17 protein-coding genes (1 of these 17 only partly in view) are annotated in these 17903 nt (G+C 25.3%); 4 read left to right on the plus strand and 13 right to left on the minus strand.

The genetic code is table 4. The features are described 5' to 3' along the window. The 8 genes from SFLOR_RS04345 to SFLOR_RS04380 all read right to left on the minus strand — a co-directional run. Nucleotides 1-1275 carry the 5' portion of a hypothetical protein gene (locus SFLOR_RS04345; RefSeq protein WP_100916852.1) on the minus strand. The gene continues 9 nt to the left of window position 1, outside the view, so the window shows 1275 of its 1284 coding nt (coding positions 1-1275); its start codon is at nt 1273-1275; its stop codon lies beyond the left edge, outside the window. A 128-nt stretch (nt 1276-1403) separates the two neighbouring features. Next, a complete protein-coding gene (locus SFLOR_RS05950) occupies nt 1404-2561 on the minus strand; it encodes a phosphatase PAP2 family protein (RefSeq protein ID WP_169919196.1) in 1158 nt (385 codons plus the stop codon). Between the two features lie 149 nt (nt 2562-2710). Continuing rightward, nucleotides 2711-4126, minus strand: a complete 1416-nt coding sequence (locus tag SFLOR_RS04355) for an NADP-dependent glyceraldehyde-3-phosphate dehydrogenase (protein WP_100916853.1) — start codon at nt 4124-4126, stop codon at nt 2711-2713. Nucleotides 4127-4144: 18 nt separating this feature from the next. Further along, nucleotides 4145-4882: a TrmH family RNA methyltransferase gene (locus SFLOR_RS04360; RefSeq protein ID WP_100916854.1), complete on the minus strand. Its 738-nt coding sequence runs from the start codon at nt 4880-4882 to the stop codon at nt 4145-4147. Nucleotide 4883: 1 nt separating this feature from the next. Further along, nucleotides 4884-5990, minus strand: a complete 1107-nt coding sequence (locus SFLOR_RS04365; RefSeq protein ID WP_100916855.1) for a hypothetical protein — start codon at nt 5988-5990, stop codon at nt 4884-4886. Between the two features lie 18 nt (nt 5991-6008). Further along, nucleotides 6009-6512, minus strand: coding sequence for a dUTP diphosphatase (locus tag SFLOR_RS04370; RefSeq protein ID WP_100916856.1), 504 nt, complete (start codon nt 6510-6512; stop codon nt 6009-6011). A gap of 69 nt (nt 6513-6581) precedes the next feature. Beyond that, on the minus strand, nt 6582-7862 hold the full coding sequence (locus SFLOR_RS04375) for a glucose-6-phosphate isomerase (RefSeq protein WP_100916857.1): 1281 nt from the start codon (nt 7860-7862) through the stop codon (nt 6582-6584). A 20-nt stretch (nt 7863-7882) separates the two neighbouring features. Next, nucleotides 7883-8206 carry a S1 RNA-binding domain-containing protein gene (locus SFLOR_RS04380; protein ID WP_100916858.1) on the minus strand — a complete coding sequence of 108 codons (324 nt, stop codon included), beginning with the start codon at nt 8204-8206 and terminating at the stop codon, nt 7883-7885. A gap of 89 nt (nt 8207-8295) precedes the next feature. On the opposite strand from SFLOR_RS04380, the gene SFLOR_RS04385 reads away from it, so the two are divergent. Then, nucleotides 8296-8538 (plus strand): NifU family protein, encoded by a 243-nt coding sequence (locus SFLOR_RS04385; protein ID WP_245858710.1) that lies wholly within the window; start codon nt 8296-8298, stop codon nt 8536-8538. Nucleotides 8539-8555: 17 nt separating this feature from the next. Further along, entirely contained in the window at nt 8556-9008 is a 453-nt protein-coding gene (locus SFLOR_RS04390; protein WP_100916859.1) for a hypothetical protein, read from the plus strand. 13 nt (nt 9009-9021) lie between these two features. On the opposite strand, the gene sufB is transcribed toward SFLOR_RS04390, so the two are convergent. Genes sufB through sufC form a run of 5 tightly spaced genes read right to left on the minus strand, consistent with a single transcriptional unit; the run spans nt 9022 to nt 13614 of the window. Then, the gene (gene sufB / locus SFLOR_RS04395) at nt 9022-10434 is read right to left on the minus strand and encodes a Fe-S cluster assembly protein SufB (RefSeq protein ID WP_100916860.1); all 1413 of its coding nucleotides are present in this window, start codon (nt 10432-10434) and stop codon (nt 9022-9024) included. A 3-nt stretch (nt 10435-10437) separates the two neighbouring features. Further along, entirely contained in the window at nt 10438-10872 is a 435-nt protein-coding gene (gene sufU / locus SFLOR_RS04400) for a Fe-S cluster assembly sulfur transfer protein SufU (RefSeq protein WP_100916861.1), read from the minus strand. Between the two features lie 14 nt (nt 10873-10886). Next, on the minus strand, nt 10887-12101 hold the full coding sequence (locus SFLOR_RS04405; protein WP_100916862.1) for an aminotransferase class V-fold PLP-dependent enzyme: 1215 nt from the start codon (nt 12099-12101) through the stop codon (nt 10887-10889). Continuing rightward, nucleotides 12101-12871, minus strand: coding sequence for a SufB/SufD family protein (locus tag SFLOR_RS04410; protein ID WP_100916863.1), 771 nt, complete (start codon nt 12869-12871; stop codon nt 12101-12103). Before SFLOR_RS04410 ends, SFLOR_RS04405 begins: the two co-directional genes overlap by 1 nt. Beyond that, nucleotides 12871-13614: a Fe-S cluster assembly ATPase SufC gene (gene sufC, locus SFLOR_RS04415; protein WP_100916864.1), complete on the minus strand. Its 744-nt coding sequence runs from the start codon at nt 13612-13614 to the stop codon at nt 12871-12873. Before sufC ends, SFLOR_RS04410 begins: the two co-directional genes overlap by 1 nt. A gap of 177 nt (nt 13615-13791) precedes the next feature. Here sufC and SFLOR_RS04420 point away from each other — a divergent pair, with 177 nt between their 5' ends. Both SFLOR_RS04420 and SFLOR_RS04425 read left to right on the plus strand, forming a co-directional pair. Then, nucleotides 13792-16101, plus strand: a complete 2310-nt coding sequence (locus SFLOR_RS04420) for a lipoprotein (protein WP_100916865.1) — start codon at nt 13792-13794, stop codon at nt 16099-16101. Then, nucleotides 16101-17840, plus strand: coding sequence for a lipoprotein (locus SFLOR_RS04425; protein ID WP_100916866.1), 1740 nt, complete (start codon nt 16101-16103; stop codon nt 17838-17840). The genes SFLOR_RS04420 and SFLOR_RS04425 overlap by 1 nt, the downstream gene beginning before the upstream one ends. Nucleotides 17841-17903 lie beyond the last annotated feature (63 nt).

Raw genomic sequence — 17903 nt, forward strand, 5'->3', positions numbered from 1 at the left:
TCAATCAATTGTTGGTGTGAATTGATCGTCTTTTTTATTATTTACAGGATCTAAAATATTATCCATATTTATTTCCATAGTTTTTGTTTTTCCTCTACTTAAATTATTTACAGTGCTTGATTTGCTTAAACCTTGATCTGTTTTAAGTTTTTTTGGAGTCAATTTTCTATTTTGTTTTTTCATTGCCTCTCAAATTCTATCTGAGTCTCCTAAAAAGACTTTCCCTTGATAATTTTCATCTAATTTAGCTGTTTTTCTTATATTTCTTTGAACATAAGTTGGTTTTACAACATTTCCAATGGGTTGATCAAATTCTCCTGCTCTTTGAGCAGATCTTCTAGGAACTATAGTTTGTTTATATGGATCCTTAGGTTCTAAAATAGGAGGTAATTCTTCTAACTTAGGAATATCGTTAACAGGTGCTACATTTTTCATTGCCTTATTTGTTGCTTTTTTAATTGAGTTATTTTCAAATTCTTCATACTTATCTTCTTTTAAAATTGGTTTTTCTACTTTAAAAATTGGATTATTATCTAAAAATTCAACATCTAATGAGTTGTTTTCATATGCATTATTTTCTAAAGGAACATTTTCTAATGAATTGTCATCAAAAAAATCTTTTTCTAAAGGAATATTTTTTTCTTCTATCAACTCTTCTTCATGAAATTTATTATTATTAATATCTTCTTTTAATTTAGCAAGTTTATCTACCATATTAAATGTTTTTTCATTTGGAGTAGAAGTAAACTCTGGATTAAATTCAGGGCTTTTTTTTGAATTTTCACTAGAAGTAATTGATGATAAATCATTTAGTGATTTTTTTGATAATATATTATCTTTTTCTTTAATATTTTTATCAGTTTTTTTTGATAATAGGAAAATAGGTACTATTGAAGTTAACAAAAGTAATGAACTAATTGATAAAGTTATGATATTTTTTAAAAAATAACTTACTATTGATATTTGTAAACTTAATGAAGTAAATTTTTGCATTAAATTTACTAAAAAAACTATGTTTAAAATTGCTAAAACTATAGCTGGTATTGTATATAAAATTGGAATAATAACACCTTTTTTTATAGAAACTTCCAATATTCCAAAAATAAACAATAATATGATTAATAAAATTGAAGTTATTTGTAAACTTCTAAGTAATGAAAGTTCAGATGTTGAAACGAATATACCAAACTGTTCACCAATCAGAAAAAATCCTAAAAAACTTAAAACTGACGCTGTTACTCAACTAAATACGCTAAAAAATATATTAATTTTCATTTAAATGCCCCTATCTTATATAGCCCTAAAATACATAAATATTTTAGCACTTAAAAAAATGAAAGACAAGTAATAAAATTATAAAAAGAAAACGCCTAATAAAAGTTTTTTAATATCTATTCTCTAATTTAAATAGCTTTTGTGATATTTTTTTGTTTATTTTGCTTTATTTTTTGATTATTAGCAATTTTTTGCCTTAGTAAATCAATTATCCTTCCATTAAAAATTAATACTACCAAACATAAAATAATAGAAAATGATGTATCAGATATTCAGTGTGTTCTTGAAATTATTTGAGTGTATTGAATAATATTTAAATGAATAAATCAAATTATAATAGCAGATCAAATTTTTCAATTTAATTTCCTATTTCTTCCCATAAAAAAATAACATGCATATATCATTGTGAAACAAGATATCATATGACCTGATGGAAAATCTAAGTTTCATCATCCAGCTTTACCAGTTCCTAACGGATTAAAAAGATCTCCAATATTTGAAAAAAAATCATTTATTTGTCATCACTCTAAATAATTTACTCCATTTACACGCCCTGTTGTTTGGTTAATAACTCCCCAACTTTTTATTTTATGACCTGTTTCTAATCAATACTGTCTTCATAAAGGATCTACTCTGTCTGAATAAAAAATATTTTCAAAATCGACACTATAAAAATAAGGCCTACCAAAAATTACTTTCATTAAATAAACAACAAGACTAGTAAAAATAAAAGCACTAAAAGCTTTAATAGTATCAACTTTGTATTCGCAAAGAATAGAATAAGGCTTTTTAATAAAAATAAATCTTATATATCAAAATACAGCTGCTATAGCAAATGATTCAATTATAAATAAAACTATAAGTATTATTTGTCTGATATCATATGATTCTAAAAATCAACCACTAATTCCAATACCATAACCATCATCAATTTTAGTTGTAGTTACAATTCATATAGAATTTGCTGTAATTCAAAATATTAAAACAGCGCTATAAAATGCTCAAAGAACATATTTTCAAATTTTTTTATCTTTTTTTTCAATTACTTTTATCTCAAAATAAATAGCTATAAATAAAAATATAAATAAATAAGATTGTGTCATTCCAATTTCTTCATAAACTCAAGTTAAAATTTTTAATCAATATATATCCATTCCCTTTGCAAATCATGTATTTATTTTAAGATCATAAAAACTTGATAATATAAATGAAATTATTGAAAAAATTAAAAAGGATAGGAATAAAATTTTAAAAGTTGTATAACTTTTGTTACTTTTTTTAAACATTTTACCTCCTATTATAGTGATACTCTTAAAAAAACAAAAGACATCATTAGATGTCTAAAAAGATTATATTGAAAAATAATAAATATATAAAGTATTTATTGAAAATATTTAATTAATGTCTTTTATTGCTAATTCAATAAGTTTTATTTTTAATAATTAATAACAAGACCCTGATATCTTGTCATGCTTAATAGAGACTCTCTAATGCCTTGTACACCTTCTCCAGAGTCTTTAATTCCTAGAAAAGGAAAACTATCAGGTCCTCGTTGTGGTCTTGAGTTAATATTTACTGTACCTGTTTTTATTCTTTTGGCAGTCGATAGTGCTATTGAGATATCTTGACAAAATACACTTGCTTGCAAACCAAATTGTGAGTCATTTGCAATTTTAATCATTTCATCTATTGAATCAATTCTCATAACTGGTAAAACTGGTCCAAACGGTTCTTCTCATGCTACTTTCATATCAATTGTTACTTTATCAATTAATGTAGGTCACATTAAATTTTTTTCCCTCTTATTTCCTGTAATAATTTCCGCACCTTTATTTTTTGCATCATCAATTAAACCTTGAATAAAATCTGCTGATTTTTCATCAATTACAGGAGTAATAAATGCATTATCTTTTGGCATTCCAACACTCAATGAATTAATTTTCGTTTTTAATATAAGCACCAATTTATCAGCTATTTTATTGTTAACAAGAACTCTTTTAACTGCTGTACATCTTTGTCCAGAATATCCATAGGCACCATTTATTATTTCATCTGCATATTTTTCTAAATTCAAATCATCTAATACTAGAGCAGGATCTTTTCCTCCTAATTCTAATACTAAATCAGTTGTACTTCCCATTTTTCTTATTTGATTTCCTATTCCAACACTTCCAGTGAAAGAAATCATATCAATTTCTGGATTTGAAGTAATGATATCACCAATTTCTCTTCCTCTACCTGTAACAATATTAAAGATACCTTTTGGAAGTCCTGCTTGTATTACTAAATTAGACATATATGCTCCAACTAAGCTCCCTGCTGTTGCAGGTTTAAATACTACTGTATTTCCCATTACTAATGCTGGAATAATTTTTGCAAAAGCTAAATTAAAAGGATAATTAAAAGGTGAAATTGCAAGTACAACTCCTTTTGCAACTCTTGAAAAAATTCCAATTTTGTTTTTAGCTCCCATTCCTTCTCCAGTTAAAGCTAATGGTTCAATTCTTTTAGCTTCTTCAAAAGTATAATCTATAATTTCAATTGTTCTAATAACTTCTGAAAGTGATTCTTTTAAGTTTTTTGCAATTTCTTCTGAAATTATTTGAGCTATTTCATTTTTATTTTCATCAATTAAATCTCTAAATTTTCTTAAAATAGAGATTCTATCAAGTAACAGTACCTCTTCTCAACTTTGTTGAGAGTTTCTTGCAACACTAAAAGCTTTATTAATCTCTTCAGCAGTTAATGCTGTTACTTTTCCTGCAACATTTAAAGTTGCTGGATTCATTATTTCTAATCATTGTCCATTATCTATTAGTTCATTATTAATTAAGGCATTATATTGTCTCATTATTAAATTTCCTTTCCTTTATTTTAATGAATAGATATTGTTCATTAAAATTGATCCTGCAATTGCAACATTTAAGCTTTCCAATTCTGAATCTGTGTTTATTATTATATTTTTATCAATAGTTTTAGATACTTCTTTTGAAATACCGTTACCTTCATTTCCAAGTATTAAAGCTATTTGTTTATTTTTAATTTCATTTAGATTACAACTGTTTTTTCTTAATAAAGTACCTAAAATTATTATATTCCTTTGCTTTAATTTATTTATGAAATTTATTAGTTCTTCATTTTTAAGATTTAAATCAAAATGATTAGATTGAGTTGCTCTTAAAACTTTTGAATTATAAAAACTTACACAATCATTTGAGCAAATTATATTTTTAAAACCAAAAGCGAAAGCACTTCTTATTAAAGTTCCAAGATTTCCTGGATCTTGAACACCATCTAAAATAAGATAATTTCCTGGTAAATCTTCTTGTTTTATAATTTTGCAAACAGCAAAAATAGACTGAGTGGTTTTTAAGTCAGATATTTTTTTTGAAACATTATCAGATATTTCAACTACATTTTCAAAGTTTTTGTATTTTTCAAATAATTTTGTTTCCACTAAAATCATTTCAACTACATTTTTCTTTATAGCTAAATCAACCATTTTTATTCCTTCAATAAGATATTTATTTGTTTGTTTTTGAGTTTTTGTATCTTTGTAAGATAAAATTTCTTCAATTAAACTATTAGTAACCGATGTAATTTTCATTTTATTCAGTAAGAGCAAACCCTATTTCATATAATTTATTTTCAGGGTTTGCAAAATCCTTTCCTTTATATTTAGGATTATTAACAGGATATCCAAAAACTAATGATGCTCTTCGTGGTGGATCTAGCAATTTTGCTTGTATTGTTGACATACCAGATAATTTTTCACCTTTTTGTCTTTTTAATCTGTTTTCTTCCATTAAATCTTCAATATCTTTAACCTTAGTTTGTTTAACTAAAATTCGAATTTTATTTTCTTTATATCATTTAACTATTTTTTTATATTCTGCAAAAGTAAATTGAGTTGGTTTATCTGCTGCATAAAATCTATTTTTTTCTTTATTTCATCCAATCACAAAATCTCTTCAAATTATATTTCCTGTTTTACCTTTTATCATTAAATTTTTTGTTTTTTCAATCATTTCATCAAAATCATTATAACCATAACCTATAAAAGCATTTCCATTTCATAAATTTGAATAAGTACTTTTAATAGGATTTCAAATTTCTTCAAAACACGATGCTACAACCCAATATCGATTATCAGATGAGTTTTTAAAAATTTCAAAACCATACTTACTATTTTTAAGCACAACTTCTTTTTGAGTAACTTTTATAACTTTAATTTTAAAAGTACTTAAAATCTTTTTTATTTCCTTTTCTGTAAGCTTTATTCTAACCTCTTTGCGAGTTTTTTTAATTGTTTCTCTAGTTTTTGCTATATTTTCCATACTTCTATACTTATTATTTCTAATTATATTCAAAATATTTAATTCAGAGGTTGGATCTGGCATTATAAGTTCATTTGTTACAAGTTCATCATCTTGTGTTTTAGGTGAATTTTTTGATTCATTAAATTCTTTAATTCTAGCTATTATACTATTTGCATTTTGTTTATTATCTTCTAATCCTTCAATTAGAACTTCTGAATCGTTTTTAGAATTTTCAACAATATTTTTATTAATACTTGATTCAAAATAAAATTTGGAGTCATCAAATGAGCTAATATATTGATTACTTAGTTCTTGATCAAAAGAAGGTATTTTAGGATCATCTGGATTTGAGGGTTTATAGTTATAAATGTTTTTTAGATCTTTTTTTTCTGACATATAATACCCCCTTATATTTTAATAACCTGTATCTTGTCTATTAAAATTAATTTCGTTTTTTTTATTATAAACACTTAAGATTTCATCATTGCTTATATTTAATATATAAGTTATTGATAAAAATTCATCTAATAATTCATCATATGTTTGAACATTAAATTTCTCTTCAAAAAGTAAAGTTTTTTTATAAACATTAATGCTTCAAGAATCTATATCAGTTGCTTTTGTCATTTTACTGTCAAATTTAGAAAAATCAAAATTTACGTTAGTTCCTAAACTAATAATAAAATGTAAACAATCAATTAATTCTTCTAATATAGTTTGTCTTTCACTTGGACCTTTATTAGATCAGTATTTGAATTCTCTATATTCATTTATAAATTCAGAAATTTCTACTAGAAAAGCAATTATTTTCTTTTTAATTATTATTTTATTTAAAACTAAATTTTTTGCTTCCATTATATAGTTATCTAAAATTTTTTGTTTATCTCTTAAATAGATTAAATTATCTTTTGTTAACATATCTCATACTCCTATAACTTAATTTTAGTTTAAAAAAATGATAGTTTACTATCATTTTTTTATTTTTTTCTAAAATCCTGGTTTTTTAAGTAATTTAAACATATTTGTTTTATAAACTTCAACTCCTGGTTGATTAAAAGGATTAATTTCTAATAAATATCCGCTTAAAGCACAAGCCTTCATAAATCAGTAAGCTGCATAACCAAACATTTCAGCATCCATTTTTTCAAATTCCAATATTATATTAGGAACTTCCCCTGCATTTGCATGAGCATCAATTACACCTTCAATTGCAACTTCATTAATTTCATGAAAAGATTTGCTAGTTAAGTAATTTAAACCATCTAAATCTTCTTTATTCTTTGGTACATTTAAATCAAGATTTGGTTTTTTAACACTAATTATTGTTTCAAATAAAATATTTTTTGTTCCCTCTTGAATAAATTGTCCTAGTGAATGTAAATCTGTTGAAAATACACAGCTTGTAGGAAATAAACCTTTACCATCTTTTCCCTCTGATTCAGCAAATAATTGTTTTCATCATTCTGTAAACATTTGCATTTGCAATTCATAACTAATTAAAGTTTCTGCTTTATATCCTTTTTGAGCATTTAATATATATCTCGCAACTGCATACTTATATGCTTCATTGCCAATATTTTTTGTATCCTCCATAGCTTTTTTAGCTCCTTTAAAGATATCATCAACATTAATTCCCGATACTAGTAGAGGAAAAATCCCAACTGGAGTAAACACTGAAAATCTACCTCCAATATCATCTGGTATTGTAAAAGTTTCATAACCTTCAGCTGTTGCTAACTGTTTTAAAGCACCTTTTGTTTTATCTGTTACTGCAACAATTCTTTCTTTTGCTACTTCCTTTCCTTTTAAATCAACTAAAAGTTTTTTAAAAACTCTAAATGCAATACCAGGTTCTGTTGTAGTTCCTGATTTTGATATATTTACTATTCCAAATTCTTTATTTTTAATATAATTAACTATTTGCTCAGTGTATGTAGAAGATATTGTATTTCCAATATAAATTAGTTCAACTCTATCATTTGAGTATAATCCTCTAATCATCTCTTCTGCTGCACGAGCACCTAAATAACTTCCCCCAATACCAACTACTAATAAAACATTTATTTTTGTTCTTAAGTTATTAGCCACTTTTTTCATTTTACTTAATTCATCTTTATCAAAGGTTATTGGTCAGTTAACTCATCCTAGAAAATCACTTCCAACTCCTGTTTTATTTTCAATCATTTCATGTACTTTTTTTAATTTAGATTCATCAAATGATTTAACTTCCTTTTCAATTTTTGAATACTCCAAATTTATTTTTATCATTTTAATATTACTCCTTGTTACTATGATTCTACGCTATTTTTTAGGTTATCAAATCCACTTTTTGTTTCTTTAATTTTAGTTTCTGGTGTTTTTAATAACTCTGGTCTAATTGATTTATAGCTTAATTTAACTTGATTTTTATCAGTTAAAGTTTCTATAACTTCAACTTCATATTCTTCATTTAAAGCTAAAAATTCATCTACACTTTTAACGAAAAAATCTGATATTTCTGAAATATGAATTAAACCTTTTATTACTTGATCTTCATCTATTACTTCACAAAAAGCTCCATAGTTCACTATAGCAGTAATTTTAGCATTTACTTTTTGTCCTTTATTTAACATCCTATTGCTCTCCTTACAAATTAATTATAAACTTAATTTGTAATATCAATAAGAATTTTAAAAAAAATTTTTAAAAGAGAGGTGAAATTTTGGAAAAAATTAGCAATTTAGAAGAAAAAGTAAAAGCAACTCTTGAGCAATTAAGAATGTATATAACACAAGATGGTGGAGATATGGAATTTGTTGCTATAAAAAATAGATTAGTTTATATAAGGCTTAAGGGTAATTGTGTTGGTTGTGGTTTAACAGAACTTACTTTTAAAGAAGGTGTTGAAGGAGTTCTTATTGAAGAATTTCCTTATGACATTGATGGCGTAGAACTTGTGATGTAGAAAAGAGGACTTATTATATGATTTTTTTGACTCCAGAAACAGATATTATAATTGCAATATGCAATGGAATTTCAGCAACAACTTTAGTTACAGTATCTTTTATACTTCCATTTTTAATTAAAAAGTATAATGACAAAAAACAAAAAATTGATTCAGGAGAACGTTCACTTGCAGATGCTTTTGATAAATATTTTTCAGATCAATATCCTAAAAATGATTTTGAATGATATGTAGCAGAAATTAAAGCTATTATTAAAAGAAATGAAATTAAAACAATAAATTGTACAAATTGTAAGAAAAAATGTACAAGTAGTAAATATATGGAGTGATTTGAAACTGTTGACAAAACGATACCTGAAGTAAATAACTTCTCATTTAAAGTAGGAAAAATCGGATTTAAAATTGAACTTTCTGTTTTATTCTGCTATAAATGCATAACAAAAAAAGTAACAAAAAAAGCAATTAGTTAATTGCTTTTTTTTATTATCCTACAGAACCTTCCATATCCATTTTTATCAATTGATTTAACTCAACTGCATATTCTAATGGTAATTCCTTTGTAAAGGGCTCTAAAAAGCCCATAACAATGATTTCTAAGGCTTGTTGTTCATCTAATCCTCTACTCATTAAATAAAATAATTGTTCTTCACTTACTTTTGAAACTGTAGCTTCATGTTCAATTTGTGATTGATTATTGTGTACTTTATTTTGAGGAATAGTATCTGAATGTGATTGATTATCTAAAATTAACGTATCACATTCAACTCTTGCTTTAGAATTTATGGCATTAGGTCCAATATAAGCTAAACCTCTATAATTTGCAGTTCCACCTTGAAATGTAATTGATTTTGAAACAATTTTGGATTTTGTCTCTTTTCCTAAATGAATCATTTTACTTCCAGCATCTTGATAAACACCTTTTTTAGCAACAGCAATAGAGATTGTGTCTCCTTGTGCTCTATCTCCTTTTAAAATACATGATGGATATTTCATGTTTACTTTTGAACCAATATTTCCATCAATTCATTCCATTCTTCCATCTTCTTCAACAAGACTTCTCTTTGTAACTAAATTTAAAACATTATCACTTCAGTTTTGCACTGTTGTATATCTAACACTTGATCTTTTACCAACAAATATTTCAACTATAGCTGCATGTAAATTATTTTCTGAATAAATTGGAGCAGTACATCCTTCAATATAGTGTAATTCTGCATCATCTTCAACAACTATTAAAGTTCTTTCGAATTGACCTGATGCTTGATAATTAATTCTAAAATAAGCTTGTAAGGGTTTTTCTAATTTAACACCTTTTGGTACATAAATAAAAGTTCCCCCTGATCAAACAGCTCCATTTAACGAAGCATATTTGTTATCATCATTTTTAACTAATTGCCCAAAATATTTTTTAAATAATTCTGGATATTTGCTTAAAGCACTATCACAGTCTGTAAAAATAACTCCTTGTTTTTCTAACTCTTCGTTCATTCTTTCATAAACTGGGCGAGCATCTCATTGTGCATTAATACCTGCTAAAAAGTTCTTTTCAGCCTCTGGAATTCCTAAACGATCAAAAGTTCTTTTAATATTATCTGGTATTTCATCTCAAGTTTTTACAGTTTTGCCAGCACCTTCTGTATAGTAATAATAATCATTAAAATTAATTCAATTTAAGTCAGGTCCAAAGTTTGGTTGTGGTTTTTGTTCAAATATATTCAAACTTTCTAATCTATAATCTAACATTCATTTTGGTTCATTTTTATGTTTAGAGATCTCTTTTACAACATCTACATTTAATCCCTTTTGTACTTTATATGTAGAAACTTCACCTTCATTAAAACCATATTTATAGTCAGATATTTGTTTTATTTCTTCTTCTTGTTTTAATTTTTTCATTTTCTACACCTCCTTATTTAAAATAGATTTAAATCCATCTGCTCCTAATAGAGCACAATTTATTCTATTTCCTTGTTTGTTTATTTCTCAAAATGCTATTAATTCATCTAAAATTAGCTCATTATATTCATTTCCTGAAATCATATTGTAGTAATTTACAAGTTGTTCTTGAGCTTCTTTTATCTTTAAACCCTTTATTTTAGAACAAAGTATATCTGTTGAAGCTGTTGAAATAGCACATGCATTTCCATCAAATCTAGCATCAACAATATTGTCATTTTCTATTAATAGTTGAACATTTATTTCATCACTGCATGTAGGTGAATCTTGAAACTTTATAAGTGCTTTATCATTTTCAATTAAACCTTTAAAGTCTGGTTCAGTATAATGTTCCATTATTATTTGTCTTAACTGTATTTTATCATTTTTATCAAACATTATATTAAACCTCCTTATATTAATTCGTTGATTCAACTATCACAATCTTTTAATGCTTCTATAAACTTATCAATATCTTCTTTTGTGTTATATATTGAAAAACTTGCTCTTATTGTTGAATTAACTTTAAGCAAATCAGTTGCTAATCTAGCACAATGTTTACCAACTCTAACTGATATATTATATTTTTTATTTAAAAAAGCTCCAAAATCTTGTGAATTTACATTTTTTAAGTTAAATAAAACAATTGGTTGGTCATTTTCTATATTATAGAATTCAAATTTTGTTTTATCTATTTGTTTTAATTTACTTCTAAAATATATTTTTAATTCTTTTTCATAAGCGATTAAATTTTGCATTTTTATTGTATTGATAATATCTAAACACTTATTAAAAGCATATATGGCAGATAAATTTAAAGTTCCTGCTTCAAATTTATCTGGAATAGGAGCAAGTTTATAATTGCTAATATCAATACTCGCATTATTTCCCCCACCATAAAATATTGGTTTTAACCACTGTAAAATTTCTTTTTTGGCTCACAATATTCCTAAACCAAAAGGTCCATAAACTTTGTGTGTTGAAAATGCTATACAATCAACATTCAAATCTTTTACGTTTATTATATTGTGAGCAATTGATTGAGCTAGATCTAATATTACGATTATTTCTTTATTAAAACTTTTTATTTTCTTTACAATTTCTTTAACGTTATTTAAACCTGCAGTAGTGTTTGAATTCATTGCAAATGAAATAACTTTTGTATTTTTTGTTAATTTGTCTTTAATTTTTGAAATATCTATTAAAAAATTCTCATCTAATTCTAAATAATCTATTTTTAATTGACACTCATCGCTTAAAACTCTTCAAGGCAATAAATTTGAAGAATGTTCAATTTTTGTCAATAAAATTTCATCATTTACTTTTAAGTAATTTCTCATTCCAAATGCTAATTGATTTAGTGAATGAGTTGTTCCACTTGTAAAAATAATCTCATTTTTATCTTCTACACCAATAAAATTAGCTATTTTTTCTCTTGTTTCACTCAATATTTGATTAGCTTTATAAGCATTATTAAATAAATTATTATGAGCATTTGCACCTATTTTTAAGTCATACTCACTTTGTGCTTTAATAACTTCATCAAATTTAATAGAAGTTGCTGCTGAATCAAAATAAATTTCATTAGAATTATTTTTAAAATATGAGAAGTTATCTTTAAAATTCATTAAATCATTTCCTTTAATTTTTCTTTTAAGTAGTCAAGTAATTTTTCATCTTTAATTTCTTGAAATATTGGTTCAAAATAACCATTAATAATTAACTCCTGAGCTTGTACTTTATTTAAACCTCTTGATAACAAATAAAATACTTGATCTGGGTCAAGCATGCCAATAGCATTGGCATGACTTGCTACAATATCATTTTCATCAATTAATAAAACTGGATCAGAATCTGCTTTTGCCTCTTTATCTAGAACTAATAATCTTAATTCTTGATGAGCTTCAGCTTGATTAGAACCTTTTTTAATATCACTAATACATCTTATAAAACCTTTTGAAGTATCTTTTAAAACTTCATAAGTTTTAATATTTGAATAAGAGTTTCGAGCATTATGAATTGATTTAATAATTGAGTTTTTATTAAAATTCTTATTAATGATGGTTGCATTGTAAAATTCCACTGCTGTATTTTCTTCATTCAAATTAATTGAAAAATTATCATCACAATTATAATTTGCTATATTTGATATTTTTAAATTTAATTTTGAATTTTTACTTAAGTTAAAATTAATATTAAAGTCTTTTTTTGAATTGTTCTTTGATGGAAGAAATAAAATAATAATAGTTATTTCAACATCTTCTTGTAAATTTAAATCAACTGTTCCAAATTTATTTTCCAACAATATTATTTTATTTTCATTGCTATCAAAAGTAAAACTTGAAGGTAAGTTATCTCTAAAATCTATATATGATTTATTTAGTTCAAAATTAGTCATTATTTAGCTAATTCCTTTACTCATGAATAACCTTCTTTATTAATTCTATCAACAATTTCATTTCCTCCACTTGTTACTATTTTTCCCTCAATAATAACGTGTGCATGTGTAGGTTTTACTTTTTTGAAAAATCTATCATAATGAGAAACAATAATCATAGCATTTCTTGCTAAATCAACTTGGTTTAGGTTTTTTGAAACCACTTTCAATGCATCAACATCTAGTCCTGAGTCAATTTCATCAATTAAACTAAATATGGGGTTTAACATTTTTAACTGTAAAATCTCATTTTTTTTCTTTTCCCCCCCACTAAATCCATCATTTACAAATCTTTTAAGCATATTTAAATCAAAATCTAAATCCTTTGCTCCAGATTTAATATCTTTAAAAATCTCTTGCAGTTTTTTCTTTTCATCACTGTGAGCATTGACAATATATTTTAAGAACTCCAAATTTGATACTCCAGGAATAGTTTGTGGATTTTGCATTGCTAAAAATAATCCAGCTTTACTCCTTTCATCAACGCTCATTTCTAAAATTGATTCCCCATCAATCAAAACATCTCCTGATATAATTTCATACTTCGGATGTCCCATAATAGCCATAAGTAATGTTGATTTTCCATTACCATTAGGACCCATAAGAGCGTGAATTTCTCCTGAATTAACAGTTAAATTAACTCCTTTTAAAATTTCTTTTTCTTCTATACTTACATATAGATTTTTTATTTCTAATTTATGCATTTCAAAAACTCCTTGCTTTATTATTATAAATACTTATCAATGAAAAAATTATTCATTTTTAAATGGTTTCTTAATAACTAAGTAATATTTTATTTAATAATTAATTGTTAATTTAATGTCTTTTTATTTATTTTTTCTTTATAATTATTTTGATACAAAAACCAAGGAGTGAATGGTGTGAAAAAATTATTAACACTGTTAGGAAGTGTTAGTTTAGTTGCAACAACAGCACAAATGGCTGTTGCTTGTAGTACAAACTATGACAAAAAAGATAAAGACGGAAACTCAATTCTTATTCAATTTTTACAATCAATAAATGGAAAAGCACAAATTAGTACAAATGATATACTTGTTAAACTAATTAATGCTGAAAATGGTCCAAAAAATAAAGAAAAACTTACTTTGGATCTTTTAAAAATGATAAATTTATCTATTTTAGCAAATTCAGATAAAAATACAGATCTTATAAATGATAAAAACATTTATACAAATTATGATTTATCAACAATCTTGAAAGATAGATGAAGTGCTTTAAATGACGCAGTAGATAGACAAATATCTTCTGAAAAAGATAAATATAAAAAAGACAAAGGTAAAAAATGAGAAAAAGAATGAAATAAAATGCTTGTTAACAAGTATAGTGTTTATCAAGATGATGTAAAGTCAATGGACAAAGACTTCCTAGAAAACAAATATAAATCAGATATTTTATTGTCAGATGCAAATAATAATGCTTCAAAAACATTATTAGATATTTTAATTAACACAGATCAAATGGGTGTTACTTGAATAAGCTCAAACGATATTGTTAAAAAATATAGTTCTTTAGAAAGAATTGTTAAGGCAACAGATGCAAATGATTCAAGTATTGCAAATTATTTGAGAACAGATTTAGATCAATTATCTCAAATTAAAAACTCAGTAGAAAAAGACACAAATAACTGAGAACAAACAAAAATAAATTCATCAATGTCAGATAAAGAATTAGCTGACAAAGCTAGAGAAGTTATTAATGATACAAATATTACAAGAGAAAAAATTCAATATGATGCACCAGTTAATTTAAATAACTTCACAGTTAGTGATACAAATAGTTCAAGAGCTGGATTCTTAAGTAATTCTCAAAGATTCTTTTTGGACAAATGATACAATACACAAGCTCCACTTGCAATAAGTGAAGTTGTAATACCTTTTTCTGAAGGTGGAACATTTGATAAAGGATTTACTAAAAATAGTTTTATGTCAAAAGATAAACAAGATGAATCTAAAACTAATAATCTTTTAAAAGCAGCAGTTGATACTACTTATGGAGATGCTAGTTGAAATCGTTGAATGATAGCAGGAAAAGCAGACTATAGAGAAGATGCTACTGTTAAACATTATGATAAATTAATGACTTTAAGTAACTCAACAGACTTTACTCAAGATATGAGAACTGTTGTTTATGATTATGTTTTGGGTGGTAATGAAAAAAATGGTATAGCATTACCACTAGATGAAACAACAAAAGCACCTACAGTTGAAAGTTTAATTGATAAAATCTCAAGAAAAAAAGGAACTGAAAAAAATTTCTATGCTTACAATGATAAAGGACAAGTATTCTATGTAGATGCTTCAGGACTTCATATTGTTAAAATTGATAGATATGATCTTTTAAATAAAACTGCAACTGATAAAAAAGGTATAAAACAAGAAGGATTAGATGGAACAAAAATAAATTCTAATACAACAAATGAATTAAATACATTTAAAAACTTTAATAAACTAAAACCAGAACAAAAAGTTGAAGAACTTCAAAATATTAGCAATGCAGAAAAAGAAAAAGAAGGAAGTTATTATAGAAGTTTAAACTCAACAGTTAAAAATGATTATCTTCACTATTTAGTTAATACTTCAATGTTAAAAGGTCTTTCTGGATCAGCTTCTAGTTTTGATATTATGACAGAAGTTAAGAAATGAGCTCAAGTAAGTTCAACTGCAAGTGACTCTTCAAGTACTTATTGAATGACTTGTGTATTAGATTATTTCTTTGAAATTTCTATAGGAACTGAAAAAAATCTATCTCAAGAACAATTTATACAAAACTATGTAGAATTTGGTAAAAGTGATAATTCAACAACGCAAGAAACAATAGACAAAACAAAAGACTGATTTGACAGTCAAGTTAGAACAAAGCAAAGTTGAATTGGGCAAAGCTCTTCAAGAGCATTTTATAGTGCAAATAACAAATGAGCTGATGAAATAGAAGCTAAAACAGATGCAAGTAATTATCCAAAAAAAACTATAAAAAATACTTGATATGATGGAGAAATTGTAACAAAAGTAGATGAGAAATTTTGAAAACCTACAAATGATGTTACAGTTTCAAAAGCAAAAAGTAATAAAAAGACATCAGAAACAAATCAACAAATTTCAAGAAACTATAATTTAGTTTATACAAATATTGAAAACTCATATGCTTTTTATAAAAATGGAGGTGCTAAATAATGAAAAAATTACTAGGAATACTTAGTGCAGTTTCATTAACTGTCTCTTCCCCTTCTTTAGTTGTTGCTTGTGCAACAAAAGAAAGAATAACAAGTCCAAAATTAAACAGAGATTTGGCAAAACAATTGCTAGTCTCTATTTCAGGAAATAAAGATTTAGCAAATATTGATTTTGGTTCAATGTTTACTGATTCAGAAATTGAATCAGTAGTAGTCAATATGGTAAATGAATTACTTTCATTACAATATTCATTTGACTCTACAAATAGTATCTATGATAGATTAGGTTTCAAAGAAAAATATACTTCTACTAGTGAAGGTATTGAAAATTTATTTAAAGATAAATATAAATTAGAGACAAGAACAATTGCAGAAAATAAACTTTTTGAAGAATATACTAAATCAATAAAAGGTGACAGACTTGACTATTGAAGTGTTCAAAACAGTTACAGTTTAAATATTCAAAAGGCTACAAAAGTAAAATCATTTGATGGAACAGAAGATATTAGTGTTTCAAAGAAAAATAAATATATTTATTTTAATAGTGGAGATACTGCTAGTGAAGATAAAATTTGAAGATTTACATATGAAGATTCAAAAAATAAATCAGCACATCTTCCAGAAATAAAAGATTTAACAAGTGAATATAGTGGAGAAAAAAAAGCAGTCTTTGGAGTAGTAGATGACAGTGGAAAATATCATAAGATAAGTTCAAAAACAGCTTTATATCTAAGATTCCAAGATTATTTTGAATCAAAAATCTTAGAAGAATTAAATGAAAACTTATTAACAACAGCGTATTTAAAATCAACAATGTTTGATATTAAAGATAGCAAAGACAAAGGAAAAAGTCCATATATAAACTCTTCTTCTTCTGTTTTTTCTAAAACACAAACTTTAAGTGATAGTTCAAGTGAATCATGAAAAACTAATGTTAAAATGGTTTGAACTATTAGATTTGATATTACAGAACCAAGTACAATTGATATAATAAATCAAGAATTAAGAAAACAAAGTATCATTGACCCAAGTAATGGAGCTTTAAAAACAGGAAAATCTATAAGTGAAATATATAATTTATTTCCTACTACATCTTCTAAAGATGGAGTTCCAAAACCAGTAATTGATAATAAATCAGGATATGATTCATACTTTGGTTGAAGTGGATATCAAGGATTAACAATTTATAACGGAGATAGTTCACTAGGTGATAGTCCTATTTCAGGAAAAGCTTATGAAGCAAATGTTAAATCATGAACTAAAGGAGCAGGAATTGTTAAAAATGGTTCTAACTTCTTAACAGTTGATTCATCAAATTCAAATTATGCAGATTTAGTTCTAGTTTTACCAGTTTATATGATCGAATTATTAGGTGGATCAAATCCAACTGAAAGTACATATGAAATAACTGGTAAAGGTAAAGATGACAAAAAAGCAATGATTTTCAGTAATACAATTGGTAATGACAATGTATATACAGATAGATGAAACAATAACAACAATAAAGATCTTCATTCTAAAGATATTCAAGATTTAGTAAATAATCAAAATACAGGAAAACAAGCTCAAGCTGCTTTACTAAATCAAATTATGTATGGAATTTCAAAAGATAGCTCTTCAAGTGATTTGGCAAAAACAATAATATATTCAAAATATTTAGACAAAGACGAAGTATATTATGCAGGATTATGAAATAAAATTGGTTCATACATTAAAAATGAAAATGATAAAGACGAATAAAAATGAAATAAACCTAATTTAAGGTTTATTTTTTTGTAAAATATTAATGAAATGAGGTTTAAA

It is taken from the genome of Spiroplasma floricola 23-6, assembly GCF_002813555.1.
GTDB lineage: Bacteria > Bacillota_I > Bacilli_A > Mycoplasmatales > Mycoplasmataceae > Spiroplasma_A > Spiroplasma_A floricola.